General features: G+C 42.8%; 15 protein-coding genes, 1 riboswitch and 1 other annotated feature. Of the genes, 14 read left to right on the top strand and 1 reads right to left on the bottom strand.

Going from position 1 to position 16,433, the window contains the following annotated elements; all coding sequences use genetic code 11:
* Nucleotides 1-5: 5 nt before the first annotated feature.
* Complete coding sequence (locus GT508_RS06690; protein WP_117598170.1) at nucleotides 6-746, bottom strand: GTP pyrophosphokinase; 741 nt, start codon at nucleotides 744-746, stop codon at nucleotides 6-8.
* Nucleotides 747-974: 228 nt separating this feature from the next.
* On the opposite strand from GT508_RS06690, the gene GT508_RS06685 reads away from it, so the two are divergent.
* The 14 genes from GT508_RS06685 (at nucleotide 975) to rpoB (ending at nucleotide 16,425) form a co-directional block, all read left to right on the top strand.
* On the top strand, nucleotides 975-1,832 hold the full coding sequence (locus tag GT508_RS06685) for a DMT family transporter (protein WP_161143831.1): 858 nt from the start codon (nucleotides 975-977) through the stop codon (nucleotides 1,830-1,832).
* 108 nt (nucleotides 1,833-1,940) lie between these two features.
* Entirely contained in the window at nucleotides 1,941-2,066 is a 126-nt protein-coding gene (locus tag GT508_RS14795) for an AbrB/MazE/SpoVT family DNA-binding domain-containing protein (protein WP_262568865.1), read from the top strand.
* 90 nt (nucleotides 2,067-2,156) lie between these two features.
* Nucleotides 2,157-3,422: a threonine/serine ThrE exporter family protein gene (locus GT508_RS06675; RefSeq protein WP_118224589.1), complete on the top strand. Its 1,266-nt coding sequence runs from the start codon at nucleotides 2,157-2,159 to the stop codon at nucleotides 3,420-3,422.
* Between the two features lie 12 nt (nucleotides 3,423-3,434).
* Nucleotides 3,435-4,694 carry a threonine/serine exporter family protein gene (locus GT508_RS06670; protein WP_161143847.1) on the top strand — a complete coding sequence of 420 codons (1,260 nt, stop codon included), beginning with the start codon at nucleotides 3,435-3,437 and terminating at the stop codon, nucleotides 4,692-4,694.
* An 85-nt stretch (nucleotides 4,695-4,779) separates the two neighbouring features.
* Nucleotides 4,780-4,863: riboswitch (ZMP/ZTP riboswitch) on the top strand.
* Nucleotides 4,864-4,983: 120 nt separating this feature from the next.
* The gene (locus GT508_RS06665) at nucleotides 4,984-6,663 is read left to right on the top strand and encodes a formate--tetrahydrofolate ligase (RefSeq protein ID WP_192934789.1); all 1,680 of its coding nucleotides are present in this window, start codon (nucleotides 4,984-4,986) and stop codon (nucleotides 6,661-6,663) included.
* 204 nt (nucleotides 6,664-6,867) lie between these two features.
* Complete coding sequence (locus GT508_RS06660; protein ID WP_161143829.1) at nucleotides 6,868-8,637, top strand: zinc ribbon domain-containing protein; 1,770 nt, start codon at nucleotides 6,868-6,870, stop codon at nucleotides 8,635-8,637.
* Nucleotides 8,638-8,822: 185 nt separating this feature from the next.
* Nucleotides 8,823-8,972 (top strand): 50S ribosomal protein L33, encoded by a 150-nt coding sequence (gene rpmG / locus GT508_RS06655; RefSeq protein ID WP_028086482.1) that lies wholly within the window; start codon nucleotides 8,823-8,825, stop codon nucleotides 8,970-8,972.
* 25 nt (nucleotides 8,973-8,997) lie between these two features.
* Nucleotides 8,998-9,192: a preprotein translocase subunit SecE gene (gene secE, locus GT508_RS06650; RefSeq protein ID WP_330376550.1), complete on the top strand. Its 195-nt coding sequence runs from the start codon at nucleotides 8,998-9,000 to the stop codon at nucleotides 9,190-9,192.
* A 27-nt stretch (nucleotides 9,193-9,219) separates the two neighbouring features.
* On the top strand, nucleotides 9,220-9,735 hold the full coding sequence (gene nusG / locus GT508_RS06645; RefSeq protein ID WP_006428123.1) for a transcription termination/antitermination protein NusG: 516 nt from the start codon (nucleotides 9,220-9,222) through the stop codon (nucleotides 9,733-9,735).
* Nucleotides 9,736-9,792: 57 nt separating this feature from the next.
* Complete coding sequence (gene rplK / locus GT508_RS06640; protein ID WP_006428124.1) at nucleotides 9,793-10,218, top strand: 50S ribosomal protein L11; 426 nt, start codon at nucleotides 9,793-9,795, stop codon at nucleotides 10,216-10,218.
* A 57-nt stretch (nucleotides 10,219-10,275) separates the two neighbouring features.
* Entirely contained in the window at nucleotides 10,276-10,968 is a 693-nt protein-coding gene (gene rplA / locus GT508_RS06635; RefSeq protein WP_006428125.1) for a 50S ribosomal protein L1, read from the top strand.
* Nucleotides 10,969-11,093: 125 nt separating this feature from the next.
* Nucleotides 11,094-11,241: a sequence feature (ribosomal protein L10 leader region), on the top strand.
* A 47-nt stretch (nucleotides 11,242-11,288) separates the two neighbouring features.
* Complete coding sequence (gene rplJ / locus GT508_RS06630) at nucleotides 11,289-11,834, top strand: 50S ribosomal protein L10 (RefSeq protein ID WP_028086478.1); 546 nt, start codon at nucleotides 11,289-11,291, stop codon at nucleotides 11,832-11,834.
* 61 nt (nucleotides 11,835-11,895) lie between these two features.
* On the top strand, nucleotides 11,896-12,273 hold the full coding sequence (gene rplL, locus GT508_RS06625) for a 50S ribosomal protein L7/L12 (RefSeq protein ID WP_028086477.1): 378 nt from the start codon (nucleotides 11,896-11,898) through the stop codon (nucleotides 12,271-12,273).
* A gap of 273 nt (nucleotides 12,274-12,546) precedes the next feature.
* On the top strand, nucleotides 12,547-16,425 hold the full coding sequence (gene rpoB / locus GT508_RS06620) for a DNA-directed RNA polymerase subunit beta (protein WP_055281967.1): 3,879 nt from the start codon (nucleotides 12,547-12,549) through the stop codon (nucleotides 16,423-16,425).
* The last annotated feature ends 8 nt before the right edge of the window (nucleotides 16,426-16,433 follow it).

Here is a 16,433-nt window from a genome sequence, read left to right as displayed (position 1 = left end):
GTCTTTTATGACAAATCTTTTAATAATAAAGACTGTTCGTCTGGTTTAGCATTCTCAGCAATTACATCACGGACGTTCTGCATACGCATGTCCAGGTCGGCACTGATCTGTGCGCAGGCAAGCATCTCATCCTCCAGATATTTTGCTTTGTCAGCCGGGATATCTTTCTTGTAACGCAGCTTATGTTCCAGGCTTGCCCAGAAATCCATGGCAATCGTACGAAGCTGGACTTCTACAGTCATGTTACGTTTCCCGTCCTGTAAAAAGATTGGTACACTGACAATCAGATGAAGGCTGCGGTATCCGCCCGGTTTTGGATTTTTGATATAGTCTTTTTTCTCAAGAAGTGTGATGTCATCCTGAGAAAGCAAACAGTCCGCAAGCATGTAGATATCATCCGGAAAAGAGCAGATGACACGGACACCGGCAATATCATGGATATTTTCTTCAATAGAAGAAAGGGTGAGAGGTATGTCTTTTTTACGGATCTTTTTAATCAGGCTTTCCATGGATTTGACACGGGATTTGATATCCTCAATCGGATTGCGGTCATATTCCAGGGAATACTGTTCATTTAATACTTTGAATTTCGTCTCTACTTCCATGATGGCACATTGATAATAGGACATCTGTTTCTCTATTGGTTTCATATTTTTATTAACAAAATCCAGAAATTCGTCAGACATCAGGCTGTTTCTGACGAAGCGTTCTTTGCGTTGTTCGATAAATGTCTCAAGGGGTCTCATGTTACATTTCTCCTTTCATTATCCAAAAATATTTTAGCATATCTGTAGTTGAAATTCTATCAACAGATAGGTGCGTTTATGGGAGAATGCGACAATGTAAAAGAATTGTAGCAAGTTGTACAAAATCAAGTCCAATTGTCGGATATATTCACAGTTAAAATTTTTCGTGGTAAGATAAATGACATAACGTAAGATATAAAGAAATAAATCATAAGGAAGTGTAAGTTTATGAATTCCAGATACAAAGGAATATTTTTCATTACATTATCGGCGTTATCATTTGCATTCATGAATGCTTTCGTAAGGTTATCCGGTGATCTGCCTTCGTTACAGAAGAGCTTTTTCAGAAATCTGGTAGCTTTTTTTATTGCGCTGATCATGATCATAAGAAGTAAGGATGGATTCAAAATCGAAAAGGGAAATCTGAAATATATGATTCTGCGTGCGACATTCGGTACGGTGGGAATCTTGTGTAATTTCTATGCGGTGGATCATCTGGTGCTGTCGGATGCATCGATGCTGAATAAGATGTCGCCGTTTTTTGTAATTCTCTTTTCATTTTTATTGCTGAAAGAAAAGATGAGTCCGGCACAGGCACTGGCGGTTGCGGGTGCATTCATCGGAAGCTTATTTGTAATCAAACCGACATTTACGAATATGGCACTGGTACCGTCACTGATCGGACTGTGCGGCGGGATCTGCGCAGGTATTGCTTATGCGATGGTGCGTATCCTGGGGCAGAGAGGACAGAAAGGTTCTTCGGTTGTAATCTTCTTTTCAGGATTCTCGTGTGTGGTTACACTGCCATATCTGCTTCTGGATTTTCATCCGATGAGCGGCCTGCAGATCTTAACGCTTCTGGGTGCGGGACTTGCGGCTGCAGGCGGCCAGTTCGGAATCACGGCGGCTTATTATCATGCACCGGCGAAAGAGATATCCATTTATGATTATTCGCAGATCATCTTTTCGACGATTCTGGGCTTCTTTCTGTTCGGACAGGTACCGGATAGGTATAGCGTGCTGGGATATGTGATCATATGTGCGATGGCGCTTTGGATGTTTATGTATAATAAGAACCGGGATTAAACACAAAATCGATTTAATAATTCAGCTTTTCTGGAATCAAAAGTTTTCCGAATCTGTTCGTTGGTTTTTACCGGTGGATACTCTAGAAAAAACGAAGGAGGTTACTTTATGCAGGCACAAGTAAAAACGTGGGGGAATAGTCAGGGGATTCGCATTTCAAAGGAAATATTAAAAGCTGCAAATATAAGAGCTTCTAAGACTGGTATTACAAACTGTTATTACATTTTACAATAATTATGTTGACTTATAGAAAATCCATGATATGATTCAAATGTTAGATTTAGGAAATGGTAATTTTATGAAGGAAAACAAGGGGTAAAAAAGATGAATTATAACAAGATTGTACAGGGGATCCTGGACATCGGAGAAGCGATGCTTCAAAGTGGTGCAGAGAATTTCCGTTTGGAAGACAGCTTTTACCGCATGTGCAGAAGCTATGGATTTAAGAGATCGGATGTATTTGTCATTCCGAGTAATATACAGGTGACGGTGGAGACACCGGAAGGCGAGATTATTACACAGATACGTCATATCGAGTCGTCGGAGCCGAATTTTGACCAGCTGGATTATCTGAATAATCTGTGCAGATATGTCTGTCAGCATACACCGGATGAAAATGAGATGCGTGAGAAGTATCTGGAAGTTATCAATCGTGAACCACAGAAGCGTATCACAAGATATGCGGCAGGAATCATGGGTGGAACAGGATTTGCTGTATTTTTCGGGTGTAACCTCCGGGATGCGGTCATTGCATTTATAGTATCGGTGATGATCGTTGCAGTCGGTGACTGGCTTGCGAAGCGTGAAAGCAACTTACTGGTTTACAATGGTATTCTTGCGTTTATATCAGAAGTGATTATTATCGGAGCTTTGAAGATGGGAATTGCAGAGCATCCGGACCGTATTATGATCGGTATCGTCATGCTTCTGATCAGTGGATTGAGTACAACGAACGGAATCAGGGATCTTCTTCAGAGAGACTTCATTTCCGGATTCATTAATATTATGAATTCGTTCCTTGGAGCAGCGGGAATTGCATTTGGAATTGGTCTGGCAATCATATTATTCCACGAGGGATATTCCGATCATTTTATCCTGAATCACAGTGTACCGATCCAGCTGCTCTCCTGCACGGTTGCATGTACGGGATTTGCATTATGGTTCAAGATCCGTGGAAAACAGGTATGGTATAACAGTATCGGAGCATTTTTTACATGGGCAATCTATGTTGCAGTATACGCAGTAAAACCGAGTAACTTCATGGCAACCATGATTGCAGCAGGATTTGTTGGATTTTATGCATTTATCATGTCCAGAGTAAATAAAGCACCTTCAACCATCTTTTTGACTGCATCGGTATTCCCGCTGATCCCAGGACCGAATCTGTACTATGTAATGTACGGGTGTGTCAGCCAGGATCCGCAGATGGTTTTTGATGAGACGATTATTCTTCTGGCGACCTGCCTTGCAATTGCATTCGGATTTATCATCGTAGATGTGGCATCCAGAAGTATCATGCATGCAATGAAGAGAGAATATCATATCGGTAAAAGCGCATTGAATCTTCCGCTGATCGGTGGAAAGAAATAATAATTGAAATCTATGAATTATGAAAAGTTAGTACAGGGAATCCTGAATATAGGAGAAGCAATGTTACAGTGCGGGGCGGAAATTTTCCGGGTAGAAGACAGCCTGTACCGTATGTATAAGAGCTATGGTTTCGTAAAATATGATGTATATGTGATTCCAAGTAATATACAGGTGACGGTGGAGTCGCCGGAAGGTGAGATTCTCACACAGATCAGGCATATAGAGTCTACAGGGGCAGATTACGACAGGCTGAATTATCTGAATGCCCTGTCACGGTATGTCTGTGCATATAATCCGGACGACAAAGAATTGGTCCGGCGCTATAAAAAAGTAATGGCACGGCCGGATCAGAGTGAACTGATCACAGGAATCGCACAGATTACAGGTGGAACGGCGTTTACCGTATTCTTCGGCGGGGATATGCAGGATGCAGTTGTTGCATTGATTGTCTGCCTGATGATCGTTCTGGCAGGCAGATGGCTTGGTAAGCGGGAGGGCAACCCGATGATCTACAATCTGATCCTTGCATTCTTATCGGAGGTTGTGATCATCAGTGCTGCCAGGATCGGATTAGGAGATCATCCGGACCGTATCATGATAGGAATTATCATGCTGTTGGTCAGTGCACTTGGTGTGATCAATGGGATACGTGATGTGATGCAGAGAAACTTTATATCCGGAGCACTGGAAGTAATGAATTCAATGCTTGGTGCGTTTGGCATTGCTTTCGGGATCGCACTTGCAATGCTGGTGATGGGAAATGTATCGGCAGAAGGATTTGATGTGAATAAAAATACCGTGATTCAGCTGATCTCCTGTACGATAGGCTGTATCGGTTATGCAAGCTGGTTCAAAATACGGGGAAAGAAAATCCTGTATTCCGGTGTCGGGGCATTTCTGACATGGGGGATATATTTACTGGTGTATGCATGGTATCCGAATAATTTTTCCGCAATAGTAGCTGCGTCCTGTTTTGTTGCAGGATATGCATTTATTATGTCGAGAATCGATCATGCGCCGTCCACGGTCTTCCTGACCGCATCGGTCTTTCCGTTGATGCCGGGGGCAAGGCTGTATTATCTGATGTATGGTGTAGTCAGCAGAAATTTTTCAATGGCAGCAGAACATGCACGGGTATTGCTCGAAACGTGTCTTGGTATTGCATTCGGATTTATTATTGTAGATGTGATTTCAAGAAGTATCATGCGGGCGCAGGGAAAAGAATATCACATGGGGAAAAAGTCTACAGTTATTAAAAAAGATGAAAAATAAAGACTGTGTTACGAGCATCCGGATGATGCAGGTGAATTTTCCGGATTGACAATTTTCCATCCTTATAATATAGTAAAAGACAAAGAGAAGATCTGATGACTGACGGATAATGTGGAGTACCACAGGGAAATCAGATACTTGGTAGAAGCCGACCGTCTGGGCAGCATTTATCCTAAATAGGATGAGTGTTGTCCTTTTTTTACAACACCGGATACAGAAGAACCGGTAGTGTTGTATGAAAAGGACCGGGAATTCAGAAAGACAACATACGATCAGGAGGAAATGAATGATGAAAACAGATATTGAGATCGCACAGGAATGTATGATGGAGCCTATCACAAAGGTGGCAGAAAAAGCAGGAATTCCAGAAGAATATCTGGAACAGTATGGAAGGTATAAAGCAAAGATTGATTATAATTTTTTAAAGAAATCAGATAAAGAAGACGGGAAGCTGATTCTTGTGACCGCAATCAATCCGACACCGGCAGGAGAGGGTAAGACAACTACCACGGTAGGTCTTGCAGATGCCCTGCAGAGAATGGGGAAAAAGCCCATGGTGGCACTTCGTGAGCCATCTCTTGGACCTGTATTCGGTATGAAGGGAGGAGCTGCGGGCGGAGGATACGCGCAGGTTGTTCCGATGGAAGATATCAACCTTCATTTTACGGGAGATTTTCATGCGATCGGAGCTGCGAATAACTTACTGGCAGCAATGATCGATAACCATATCTATCAGGGAAATGACCTGAATATTGATCCAAGAAAAATTGTATGGAAGAGATGTGTGGATATGAATGACCGTCAGCTCCGTTTCATCACAGACGGACTTGGCGGAAGGGTAAATGGTGTGCCGAGAGAAGACGGCTATGATATCACTGTTGCTTCTGAAATCATGGCAATCCTCTGCCTCTCGAAGGATATTGCAGATCTGAAAGAAAGACTCGGAAAGATTATTGTTGGTTATACTTATGGCAAGATCGCAGACCAAAAACCGGTAACAGCACATGACCTGCATGCAGAAGGTGCGATGTGCGCACTTCTGAAAGATGCTTTGAAACCGAACCTGGTACAGACACTGGAGCATACACCTGCAATCGTGCATGGCGGACCATTTGCCAATATTGCGCACGGATGCAACTCACTGACGGCGACCAGAATGGCAATGAAGCTTGCAGATTATGCGATCACAGAAGCAGGATTCGGAGAAGACTTAGGGGCAGAGAAATTCCTGGATATCAAATGCCGTATGGCAGGAATCAAACCGGATGCAGTCGTGATCGTAGCAACTGTAAGAGCTCTCAAGTATAACGGCGGCGTTGCAAAACCAGATCTGAATGAAGAAAATCTGGAAGCATTAGAAAATGGAATTCCGAACTTAATGAAACATGTGGATAATATTAAGAACGTATATGGACTTCCATGTGTTGTTGCGATCAATGCGTTCCCGACGGATACCAAAGCGGAACTGGATCTTGTAGAGGAGAAATGTAAAGAGGTCGGAGTAAACGTGGCACTTTCCGAAGTATGGGCAAAGGGCGGCGAAGGCGGTCTGAAGCTTGCAGAAGAAGTGGTACGTCTGTGTGAGGAACCAAGTGATTTCCACTATGCATATGAACTGGAAGGAACGATCGAAGATAAATTGGATCAGATCGTGCAGAAGATCTATGGCGGTAATAAAGCAGTACTTACGGCAGCAGCCCAGAAGCAGGTAAAACAGCTGACGGATCTTGGATTCGGCAACGCACCGATCTGTATGGCGAAGACACAGTACAGTCTGACCGATGATCCGAAGAAACTTGGAGCACCGAAAGACTTTGACATTACAGTCCGCAATCTGAAAGTCTCTGCGGGGGCAGGATTCATTGTAGCCTTGACAGGAGACATCATGACGATGCCTGGTCTTCCGAAGGTTCCGGCAGCAGAAAGAATTGACGTGGATGATGAAGGAAGGATCACAGGATTATTCTAAGTGTAGATAAAGTTAACAGTAAAATCCGGCGGCTTTTGTGAGGCCTGCCGGATTTTTTGACATTTTTTGACATAAGATTTACAGGATTTTGAAAAACAGCAGGAGAATATGTGCTAGAATTTCAAGTTAGTGTTATAATGCAAGAAGTAAAAAACGGCAAGCAGGCATGACTGCCCGGCTGTGATTTGAAAAGGAGGAATGCTTATGCGTCAATGCCCGAATTGCAAGTCTGACAATCCAGATGATGCCCGTTTCTGCAATTATTGTGGAATGCGTCTTCCCGAATCAAAAGAGGAAACATTATATAATGATCTGGAAGGACTGGAAAAAGCCCGGAAGGTAGAATTTTCCGATCAGGAGATAGCAGAGGAATCGGAGAAAGTAATTGATGAAGCGAAGAAATTATTCGAACCAGAGTGGAGCGAAGAACCGGAAGAAAATGATGGTCTGAAAAAGCAGCTCACAATTCCGGAGAATCTGGGCCATATGATCGAAGAAGTGACGCGGGAAGAACTGGAACAGGAACTTCACAGGAAGATTAAGCTGAGAGAACAGGATCTGAAAGAGAATGAAACTCCGGAAGAAGAACCGGTTGAAGAACCGACCAGAATGATCGGAGAGGACAGCAAAGAAGAGGCAGATGAGCCGACACGTATGTTCACGGGGGATATCGGAGATTTCATCAAGAAGAAAAAGGACTATGAAGATGTTCCGGAAGAAGATGCATATGAAGAAATTCTTCAGTCCTGGGAGAGAAAGCGGAAAGAAAAGAAGATAAAACGGGAAAAAGAAGGAAAAGATCCGAGCCGTGTGCCGCAATTTATCCGGGATAAACGTTCCTGGTCAGATATGACAACCGGACAGAAGAAAGCAGTGAAAAGAATTGCAGCAGGGATCCTTATAGTTGCTGTATTCTGTATTATAGAAGTATATCACGGTCGCCCGGAGGCGGTGGCAGAGCGCTATTGTAAGGCGTACATGCAGGAAAACTGGAAGAAGGCAGGACGTCTGTCAGATCTTCCGAAAAACGGATATGTAACGCAGGATGAATATGTAAGCTATATGAAGAAAAATGCAGTTACTGGGATTTCCGGTTATGAAATAAAAGAGACAAAGGAAAATCGTCAGACAGAGGTAGAATCCGGCGGAAAGCAGCGTGCATTTACCGTTGCATATAAGACAGAAGATAACAAAGAAAAGACGAAGATGCTTATTGTTCAAAAACAGAAAAAACGAAACTTTCTTTTTTTTACTGATTGGAAAGTATCATCAGACGAGATAGTAGCAAATGACTTTAATCTCTATCTTCCGGCAGGTTCAAAAGCCTGGATCGATGATATAAAACTGACGGAGGATTCTAAGCTGAAAGATGACTCTGACAATCTGGAACAATACAAAGTGTCATTGATTGAGGGGGAACATAAGATCAAGGTAAAAGTTCCGTGCTTCCGGATGTACCGGTCCGGGTTCCGGGCGTCAGATAAAGGAAATGCGACGATTTCTAAGATGAAGATATCGGAAAATGGGAAAAAGAAATTCAACAGAAAGATGCAGGACATCCTGAACGCATATGTGAAAGCTGCGAAGGCAGGCAAATCTTTCTCTGAAGTAGCAGGATTGTTTGAGAAGGATTCTTCCTGCAAAAAAGAGAACAAAGAATTCTATAATGACCTGAAGAAGCAGCTCGGTTCCGGAGACGGTTATATAACGAAAGAAGTAAAACTTGATAATTATGAAGGAAAATATGTGATCAGCGGTGTAACAGGAGTGGTCAGGGGAACGTTGTCCTATGATTATAAAGTTACTTTTAAAGAAGAAAATAAAAATGAGAGCCGGTCTGTGTCAGAAACAGGTGATGGCGTAGAAGATGCAGACGGAAGTTCGCAGATGAGCGCCGAATTTGTGTATCAGAATGGAAGTTATCAGCTGCGTTCCGTTAATCCCGGAAATATCTGGTATAAGCAGCTACAGTAGATTTATTCCCAAAAAGTTCTTTCAAAAAAATGTAAATAATATAGGAAAAAGCTTGCTTTTTAAGCCTGGATATGATACGATATTCGGGCGAATGGAAGTAGGCTTTTTTTTTATGCCTAAAATCGGGCAGCATCGCAAGCTGCCACGAAACACGTTAACTAAGAATATAAAGCGAGGTGGAAGTTGTGCGTACAAGAATCACATTGGAGTGTACAGAATGCAAGCAGCGTAACTACAACATGACAAAGGATAAGAAATCTCATCCGGAACGTATGGAAACCAAGAAGTACTGCAGATTCTGTAAGAAACACACATTGCACAAAGAGACAAAATAATCGCCGCAAGAAGGAGTGAATGTCGATGAGTGGTAAGAAAACTCAGAAAGAAAGCTGGTTCAAAGGTCTGAACAGAGAGTTCAAGAAGATCGTATGGCCAGACAAGATGACAGTTGCAAAAGAGACGGCAGCGGTTGTTTCTGTATCCGTGGTCCTGGGAGCGATTATCGCAGTTGTAGATTTTTTCGCCCAGTACGGAGTAGATTTATTAATTAAATAACTCAAAACGGACAAGAAAGGTGAGATTATGTCAGAGGCAAAATGGTACGTAGTTCATACCTATTCAGGGTACGAGAACAAAGTAAAAGCCAACATTGATAAGACAATCGAGAACAGACATCTTGAGGATCAGATCCTTGAAGTAAGAGTACCGCTGGAAGACGTTGTTGAGATGAAGAACGGTGTCCAGAAAGTATCTCAGAAAAAGATGTTTCCAGGCTATGTGTTGATACACATGATTATGAACGATGATACATGGTACGTTGTTCGTAATACAAGAGGTGTGACAGGATTTGTCGGACCTGGATCTAAGCCGGTGCCGCTTACAGATGCGGAGATGGCTCCTCTGGGAATCCAGAGAGAGGAAGTAGTCATGGACTACGAGGAGGGCGACACAGTCCAGGTAATCGCTGGAGCATGGGCAGATACGGTTGGTGTAATCCAGTCTATCAACATGCAGAAGCAGAGCCTTACTATTAATGTTGAGCTCTTCGGCCGCGAGACCCCGGTTGAAATTGGTTTCGCAGAAGTTAAGAAAATGTAACAGTAAGTGGGAGGGGCGTTGTATGTTCCCCGCCATCACCACAAGGAGGTAATTGAAATGGCAAAAAAAGTAGAAGGTTATATTAAATTACAGATCCCAGCCGGCAAAGCTACTCCGGCACCACCGGTTGGACCTGCTCTTGGTCAGCACGGTGTAAACATCGTTGAATTTACAAAACAGTTCAACGCTAAGACTGCAGATCAGGGAGATATGATCATCCCTGTAGTTATCACGGTTTACAATGACAGAAGTTTCAGCTTCATCACAAAGACACCACCGGCAGCAGTTCTGATCAAAAAGGCCTGCAACATCAAATCTGGTTCAGGTGTACCTAACAAAACAAAAGTTGCTACAATCACAAAAGCTCAGGTTGAGGAAATCGCTAAGACAAAGATGCCAGACCTGAATGCTGCTACAATCGAGAGCGCTATGAGCATGGTAGAAGGTACATGCCGTTCTATGGGTGTAACTGTAACAGAATAATTGATGAAGATTAATGTGGGAGGGTTATCCCGACAATACCACTAGGAGGTTTATAGAATGAAAAGAGGAAAGAAATACGTTGAAGCTGCGAAAACAATCGACAGAGGAACACTCTACGATGTAGCAGACGCAGTATCATTAGTTAAAAAGACTGCAACAGCAAAATTCGATGAGACAATTGAAGCTCATATCAGAACTGGATGTGACGGACGTCACGCTGACCAGCAGATTCGTGGAGCAGTTGTTCTGCCACACGGAACTGGTAAAAAGGTTCGTATTCTTGTATTTGCGAAAGATGCCAAAGCTGAAGAAGCTAAAGCAGCCGGAGCAGATTTCGTAGGTGGAGAAGAACTTATTCCTAAGATCCAGAATGAAAACTGGTTTGAATTCGATGTAGTAGTAGCTACACCAGACATGATGGGTGTTGTTGGACGTCTCGGACGTGTACTTGGACCTAAGGGATTAATGCCAAACCCGAAGGCTGGTACAGTAACAATGGACGTTACAAAAGCTATCCAGGAAATCAAAGCTGGTAAGATCGAGTACAGACTTGATAAGACAAACATTATCCATGTGCCAGTAGGTAAAGCAAGCTTTACTGAAGAACAGCTTACAGACAACTTCCAGACGCTTATTGATGCGATTAACAAAGTAAGACCTGCAGCAGTTAAGGGACAGTACCTTAAGAGCGTAACACTTACTTCAACAATGGGACCTGGTGTAAAAATCAACCCAATGAAGCTTGTTTAATCCGCAAGATAATAATGAATAAAAACTCCGTATACAGATGTGATGCTGTATACGGAGTTTTTTTATACCAAAGTTTTTTTGTAAAAGAAAATGAAAAATCTCTTGACAATAACACACGCATATGATAATATACTACAAGACTGCCGAAGACAGTAGGTGCTTGAAAGAGCGTAAGAACACATTTTATGCGGACGCCTACCGAGGAAAGATCGATACTAAAGTATGACTTATCAACCTCTATGTCTTTGGATATAGAGGTTTTTTACATTTATATCTGTCGGCGGTGTAAACTTACAAATCTACAAGGAGGTGCACCATTCGTGGCAAAAGTTGAATTAAAACAACCAGTTGTACAGGCTATTGCAGAGGACGTGAAAGACGCAACAAGCGTTGTCCTTGTTGACTACCGTGGACTGACTGTTGCAGAAGATACAGAGATGCGTAAACAGTTAAGAGAAGCAGGCGTTGTCTACAAAGTTTGTAAGAACACAATGATGAAGAGAGCTTTTGAAGGAACTGATTTCGCAGCATTAGATGAGCACTTAGAAGGACCAAGTGCTATCGCTATTTCTAAAGATGATGCAACAGCTCCGGCAAGAATCCTTTGCAAATTTGCAAAGAATGCAAAAGCCCTTGAATTAAAAGCAGGTGTGGTTGAAGGAACATTATATGATGTAGACGCATTAAATGAACTTGCTAAGATTCCTTCAAGAGAAGAGCTTCTTTCCAAATTACTTGGAAGCTTACAGTCACCTATCACAAACCTGGCTCGCGTTCTCAATCAGATCGCAGAAAAAGGTGGAGCAGATGCTTGTGAAGCAGCTCCGGCAGCAGAAGAAGCTGCAGAAGCACCAGCAGCTGAATAGGCTGATGGCAGCGTAATAATTTATTTCAAAAAAGAAAATAAGAAAAATGGAGGAAAATAAAATGGCAAAGTTAACAACAGAAGAATTTATTGAAGCTATCAAAGAGTTATCTGTATTAGAGTTAAATGATCTTGTAAAAGCTTGTGAAGAAGAATTTGGTGTATCCGCAGCAGCAGGTGTTGTAGTTGCAGCAGCTGGAGCAGAAGGTGGAGCAGCAGCAGAAGAGAAAGATGAGTTCGATGTAGAATTAGTTTCTGCAGGAGCAGCTAAGGTTAAAGTTATCAAAGTTGTTCGTGAAGTAACAGGACTTGGACTGAAAGAAGCTAAAGCATTAGTTGACGAAGCTCCAAAGGTAATCAAAGAAGGCGCTTCTAAAGCTGAGGCTGAAGAAATCAAGACTAAACTTGAAGCAGAAGGTGCTGAAGTTAACCTTAAATAATTCGAGTTTGATTGAATTATCAGGGCATTCCGGTGACGGGATGCCCTTTCGTATTATAAGGGATGCTGAATATAAGAAAGAACTGAAAAAATAGTGCGGATTTGCTTGACATACTTGACAGGCCTGTGCTATAGTAAAAAATGCGCTATTGTGGATAGTTATGCCATGATTTCGTGAAAAAAACAATAAATTGTGTTGTTTTTTGAGACTCTGCAAGTTATATGGGCGGTGAAAAGCCCAGCCAGAAAAATAAATGAGGAGTGAAACGTCAATATGGAGAAAAACAGAATTCGTCCTATTAAAAGTGGAAAAAGTTCACGAATGAGTTATGCCCGACAGAAAGAAGTCGTTCAGATGCCTAACTTGATCGAAGTTCAGACAGATTCTTACAAGTGGTTTCTGGATGAAGGGTTAAATGAAGTGTTCGATGACATTTCCCCAATTACAGATTACAGTGGAAAATTAAGCCTGGATTTCGTGGATTTTACTTTGTGTGAGAATGAAGTGAAATACACGATTGATGAGTGTAAAGAACGTGATGCAACATATGCTGCACCTCTGAAAGTCAAAGTAAGACTTCACAATAAAGAGACAGATGAGATCAATGAGCATGAGATCTTTATGGGAGATCTTCCACTGATGACAAGAACAGGTACCTTTGTGATCAATGGTGCGGAACGTGTAATTGTCAGCCAGTTAGTTCGTTCTCCTGGTATCTATTATGCCATTGCACATGACAAATTAGGTAAAAAACTGTATTCAGCTACCGTAATCCCGAACCGTGGTGCATGGCTGGAGTATGAGACGGATTCTAATGACGTTTTCTATGTACGTGTAGATAGAACAAGAAAGGTACCGATCACTGTGTTGATTCGTGCATTGGGAATCGGTACAAATCCAGAGATCATCGAACTCTTTGGAGAAGAGCCGAAGATCCTGGCAAGTTTTGAGAAAGATGCTGCAACGAATTATCAGGAAGGACTTCTGGAATTATATAAGAAGATCCGTCCGGGTGAACCTCTGGCAGTAGACAGTGCTGAAAGTCTGATCACAAGTATGTTCTTTGATCCGAGACGTTATGATCTTGCAAAAGTAGGACGTTACAAGTTCAATAAGAAGCTTGCGTTAAAGAACCGTATCAGTGGTCAGGTGCTGGCAGAAGATGTTGCAAGCCCAATGACAGGGGAAGTTCTGGCAGAAGCAGGAACCAAGATCACAAGAGAACTGGCTTCCGCAATCCAGAACAATGCAGTTCCATATGTATGGATCAGCGTAGAAGAGACAGAACGACCGATCAAGGTACTTTCAAATATGATGGTTGACCTTGATGCTGTTGTTGATGTGGATCCGGAAGAAGTAGGGGTTACAGAGCAGGTGTATTATCCTGTACTTGCTGGAATTCTGGAAGAGACAGCCGGAGACATTGATGAATTAAAGGATGCAATCAAGAGAGACATCCACGATCTGATTCCAAAGCATATCACAAAAGAAGATATCTTAGCTTCTATTAACTATAATATGCATCTGGAATATGGCATCGGAACAGATGATGATATCGACCACCTGGGTAACAGACGTATCCGTTCTGTAGGAGAGCTGCTTCAGAATCAGTACAGAATCGGTCTTTCCCGTCTGGAAAGAGTGGTTCGTGAAAGAATGACAACACAGGATATGGAGGGCATTTCTCCACAGTCCCTGATCAATATCAAGCCTGTAACAGCAGCAGTGAAAGAATTCTTCGGATCTTCCCAGCTGTCACAGTTCATGGATCAGAACAATCCGCTTGGTGAGCTGACTCATAAGAGACGTCTTTCAGCGTTAGGACCTGGTGGTCTGTCAAGAGACCGTGCAGGATTCGAGGTACGAGATGTACACTATTCTCACTACGGAAGAATGTGTCCGGTAGAGACACCTGAAGGACCTAACATCGGTCTGATCAACTCTCTTGCAAGTTATGCAAGAATTAATGAGTATGGATTTATCGAGGCTCCATACCGTAAGATCAACCATGATGATCCGACTAATCCGGTAGTAACAGATGAAGTTGTATACATGACAGCGGATGAAGAAGATAATTATCATGTAGCACAGGCGAACGAGCAGTTGGACGAAGAAGGACATTTTGTACGTAAAAATGTATCTGGTCGTTACCGTGAAGAGACACAGGAATATGAAAGAAGAATGTTCGATTATATGGACGTATCTCCTAAGATGGTATTCTCTGTGGCTACAGCTTTAATCCCATTCCTTCAGAATGATGATGCGAACCGTGCCCTGATGGGATCAAACATGCAGCGTCAGGCAGTACCGCTCCTGTTTACCGAGGCTCCGGCAGTAGGAACAGGTATGGAAGAAAAAGCTGCCGTTGACTCCGGTGTATGTGTGGTCGCTGAAGAAGGCGGTACAGTAGAACGTTCTACTTCTACAGAGATTACAGTTCGTCAGGATGACGGAAAACTGAAAAAATATAAATTAACAAAATTCCAGAGAAGTAACCAGAGCAACTGTTATAACCAGAGACCAATCGTCTTCAAAGGAGACAGAGTCGAAAAAGGCGAGGTTATTGCAGATGGACCATCTACATCTAATGGTGAACTTGGACTTGGAAAGAACCCGCTGATCGGATTCATGACATGGGAAGGTTACAACTACGAGGATGCTGTTTTGCTTAGTGAAAGACTGGTGCAGGATGATGTATATACTTCTATTCATATTGAAGAATATGAAGCAGAAGCACGTGATACAAAGCTTGGACCAGAAGAGATCACACGCGACATTCCAGGTGTTGGTGATGATGCACTGAAGAATCTGGATGAAAGAGGAATCATCCGTGTCGGAGCAGAAGTCCGTGCCGGAGATATCCTGGTAGGTAAGGTTACTCCTAAGGGAGAGACAGAGCTTACAGCTGAAGAAAGACTGCTTCGTGCAATCTTCGGTGAGAAAGCCCGTGAAGTAAGAGATACTTCTCTTAAAGTACCTCATGGAGAATATGGTATTGTAGTGGATGCAAAGGTATTTACAAGAGAGAATGGTGATGAGATGTCACCTGGAGTAAACCAGTCAGTCCGTATCTATATTGCACAGAAGAGAAAAATCTCTGTCGGTGACAAGATGGCCGGACGTCATGGTAACAAGGGTGTCGTTTCCCGTGTACTTCCGGTTGAAGACATGCCATTCCTGCCGAATGGACGTCCACTGGATATCGTGCTGAATCCACTGGGTGTACCGTCACGTATGAATATCGGTCAGGTCCTGGAGATTCACCTGTCCCTGGCTGCAAAAGCACTTGGATTCAACATCGCAACTCCTGTATTTGACGGAGCGAACGAGATTGATATTATGGATACTCTTGATCTGGCAAATGATTATGTCAACTTAAGCTGGGAAGAGTTTGAAGCAAAACATAAAGAAGAACTTCTTCCGGAAGTACTGCAGTATCTGTCAGACAACAGAGAACACAGAAAACTCTGGAAAGGTGTTCCGCTTTCAAGAGATGGTAAGGTCCGCCTGCGTGACGGACGTACGGGTGAGTACTTCGACAGCCCGGTAACCATCGGACACATGCATTACCTGAAACTGCACCACCTGGTAGACGACAAGATCCATGCACGTTCTACAGGTCCTTACTCACTGGTTACACAGCAGCCATTAGGAGGAAAGGCTCAGTTCGGTGGACAGCGTTTCGGAGAAATGGAGGTATGGGCACTGGAGGCTTATGGTGCATCATACACACTGCAGGAAATCTTGACTGTGAAGTCAGATGATGTCATCGGACGTGTGAAGACTTACGAAGCAATCATCAAGGGTGAGAATATTCCTGAACCGGGAATTCCGGAATCCTTCAAGGTATTGCTCAAAGAGTTACAGTCACTCGGACTGGACGTACGTGTCTTACGTGATGACAATACAGAAGTGGAGATTATGGAAACTTCCGATATGGGAGAGACAGATTTCCGTTCTCTGATCGAGGGAGACAGAAGATATCGTAATGATGATGACGAAGACTTTGGTAAACACGGATACAGCAAACAGGAATTCCAGGGTGAAGAGCTGGTTGATGTAGAAGAAGAACCAGAATCAGACGATGATTTCGATATGAATTTTGAAGAAAATGATGACTATGATTTCGGCGATTCATCTGATGATGAATAGGAAGGGGT

Source organism: Dorea sp. BIOML-A1, from assembly GCF_009875615.1.
Classification (GTDB): domain Bacteria; phylum Bacillota; class Clostridia; order Lachnospirales; family Lachnospiraceae; genus Dorea_A; species Dorea_A amylophila.
This window is presented reverse-complemented; position numbering and strand designations above follow the sequence as displayed.

Bases quoted from the DNA above. Each gene is read 5' to 3' on its own strand.
- GT508_RS06690 (WP_117598170.1), bottom strand. From the start codon at position 746: ATGAGACCCCTTGAGACATTTATCGAACAACGCAAAGAACGCTTCGTC.
- GT508_RS06685 (WP_161143831.1), top strand. From the start codon at position 975: ATGAATTCCAGATACAAAGGAATATTTTTCATTACATTATCGGCGTTA.
- GT508_RS14795 (WP_262568865.1), top strand. From the start codon at position 1,941: ATGCAGGCACAAGTAAAAACGTGGGGGAATAGTCAGGGGATTCGCATT.
- GT508_RS06675 (WP_118224589.1), top strand. From the start codon at position 2,157: ATGAATTATAACAAGATTGTACAGGGGATCCTGGACATCGGAGAAGCG.
- GT508_RS06670 (WP_161143847.1), top strand. From the start codon at position 3,435: ATGAATTATGAAAAGTTAGTACAGGGAATCCTGAATATAGGAGAAGCA.
- GT508_RS06665 (WP_192934789.1), top strand. From the start codon at position 4,984: ATGAAAACAGATATTGAGATCGCACAGGAATGTATGATGGAGCCTATC.
- GT508_RS06660 (WP_161143829.1), top strand. From the start codon at position 6,868: ATGCGTCAATGCCCGAATTGCAAGTCTGACAATCCAGATGATGCCCGT.
- secE (WP_330376550.1), top strand. From the start codon at position 8,998: ATGAGTGGTAAGAAAACTCAGAAAGAAAGCTGGTTCAAAGGTCTGAAC.
- nusG (WP_006428123.1), top strand. From the start codon at position 9,220: ATGTCAGAGGCAAAATGGTACGTAGTTCATACCTATTCAGGGTACGAG.
- rplK (WP_006428124.1), top strand. From the start codon at position 9,793: ATGGCAAAAAAAGTAGAAGGTTATATTAAATTACAGATCCCAGCCGGC.
- rplA (WP_006428125.1), top strand. From the start codon at position 10,276: ATGAAAAGAGGAAAGAAATACGTTGAAGCTGCGAAAACAATCGACAGA.
- rplL (WP_028086477.1), top strand. From the start codon at position 11,896: ATGGCAAAGTTAACAACAGAAGAATTTATTGAAGCTATCAAAGAGTTA.
- rpoB (WP_055281967.1), top strand. From the start codon at position 12,547: ATGGAGAAAAACAGAATTCGTCCTATTAAAAGTGGAAAAAGTTCACGA.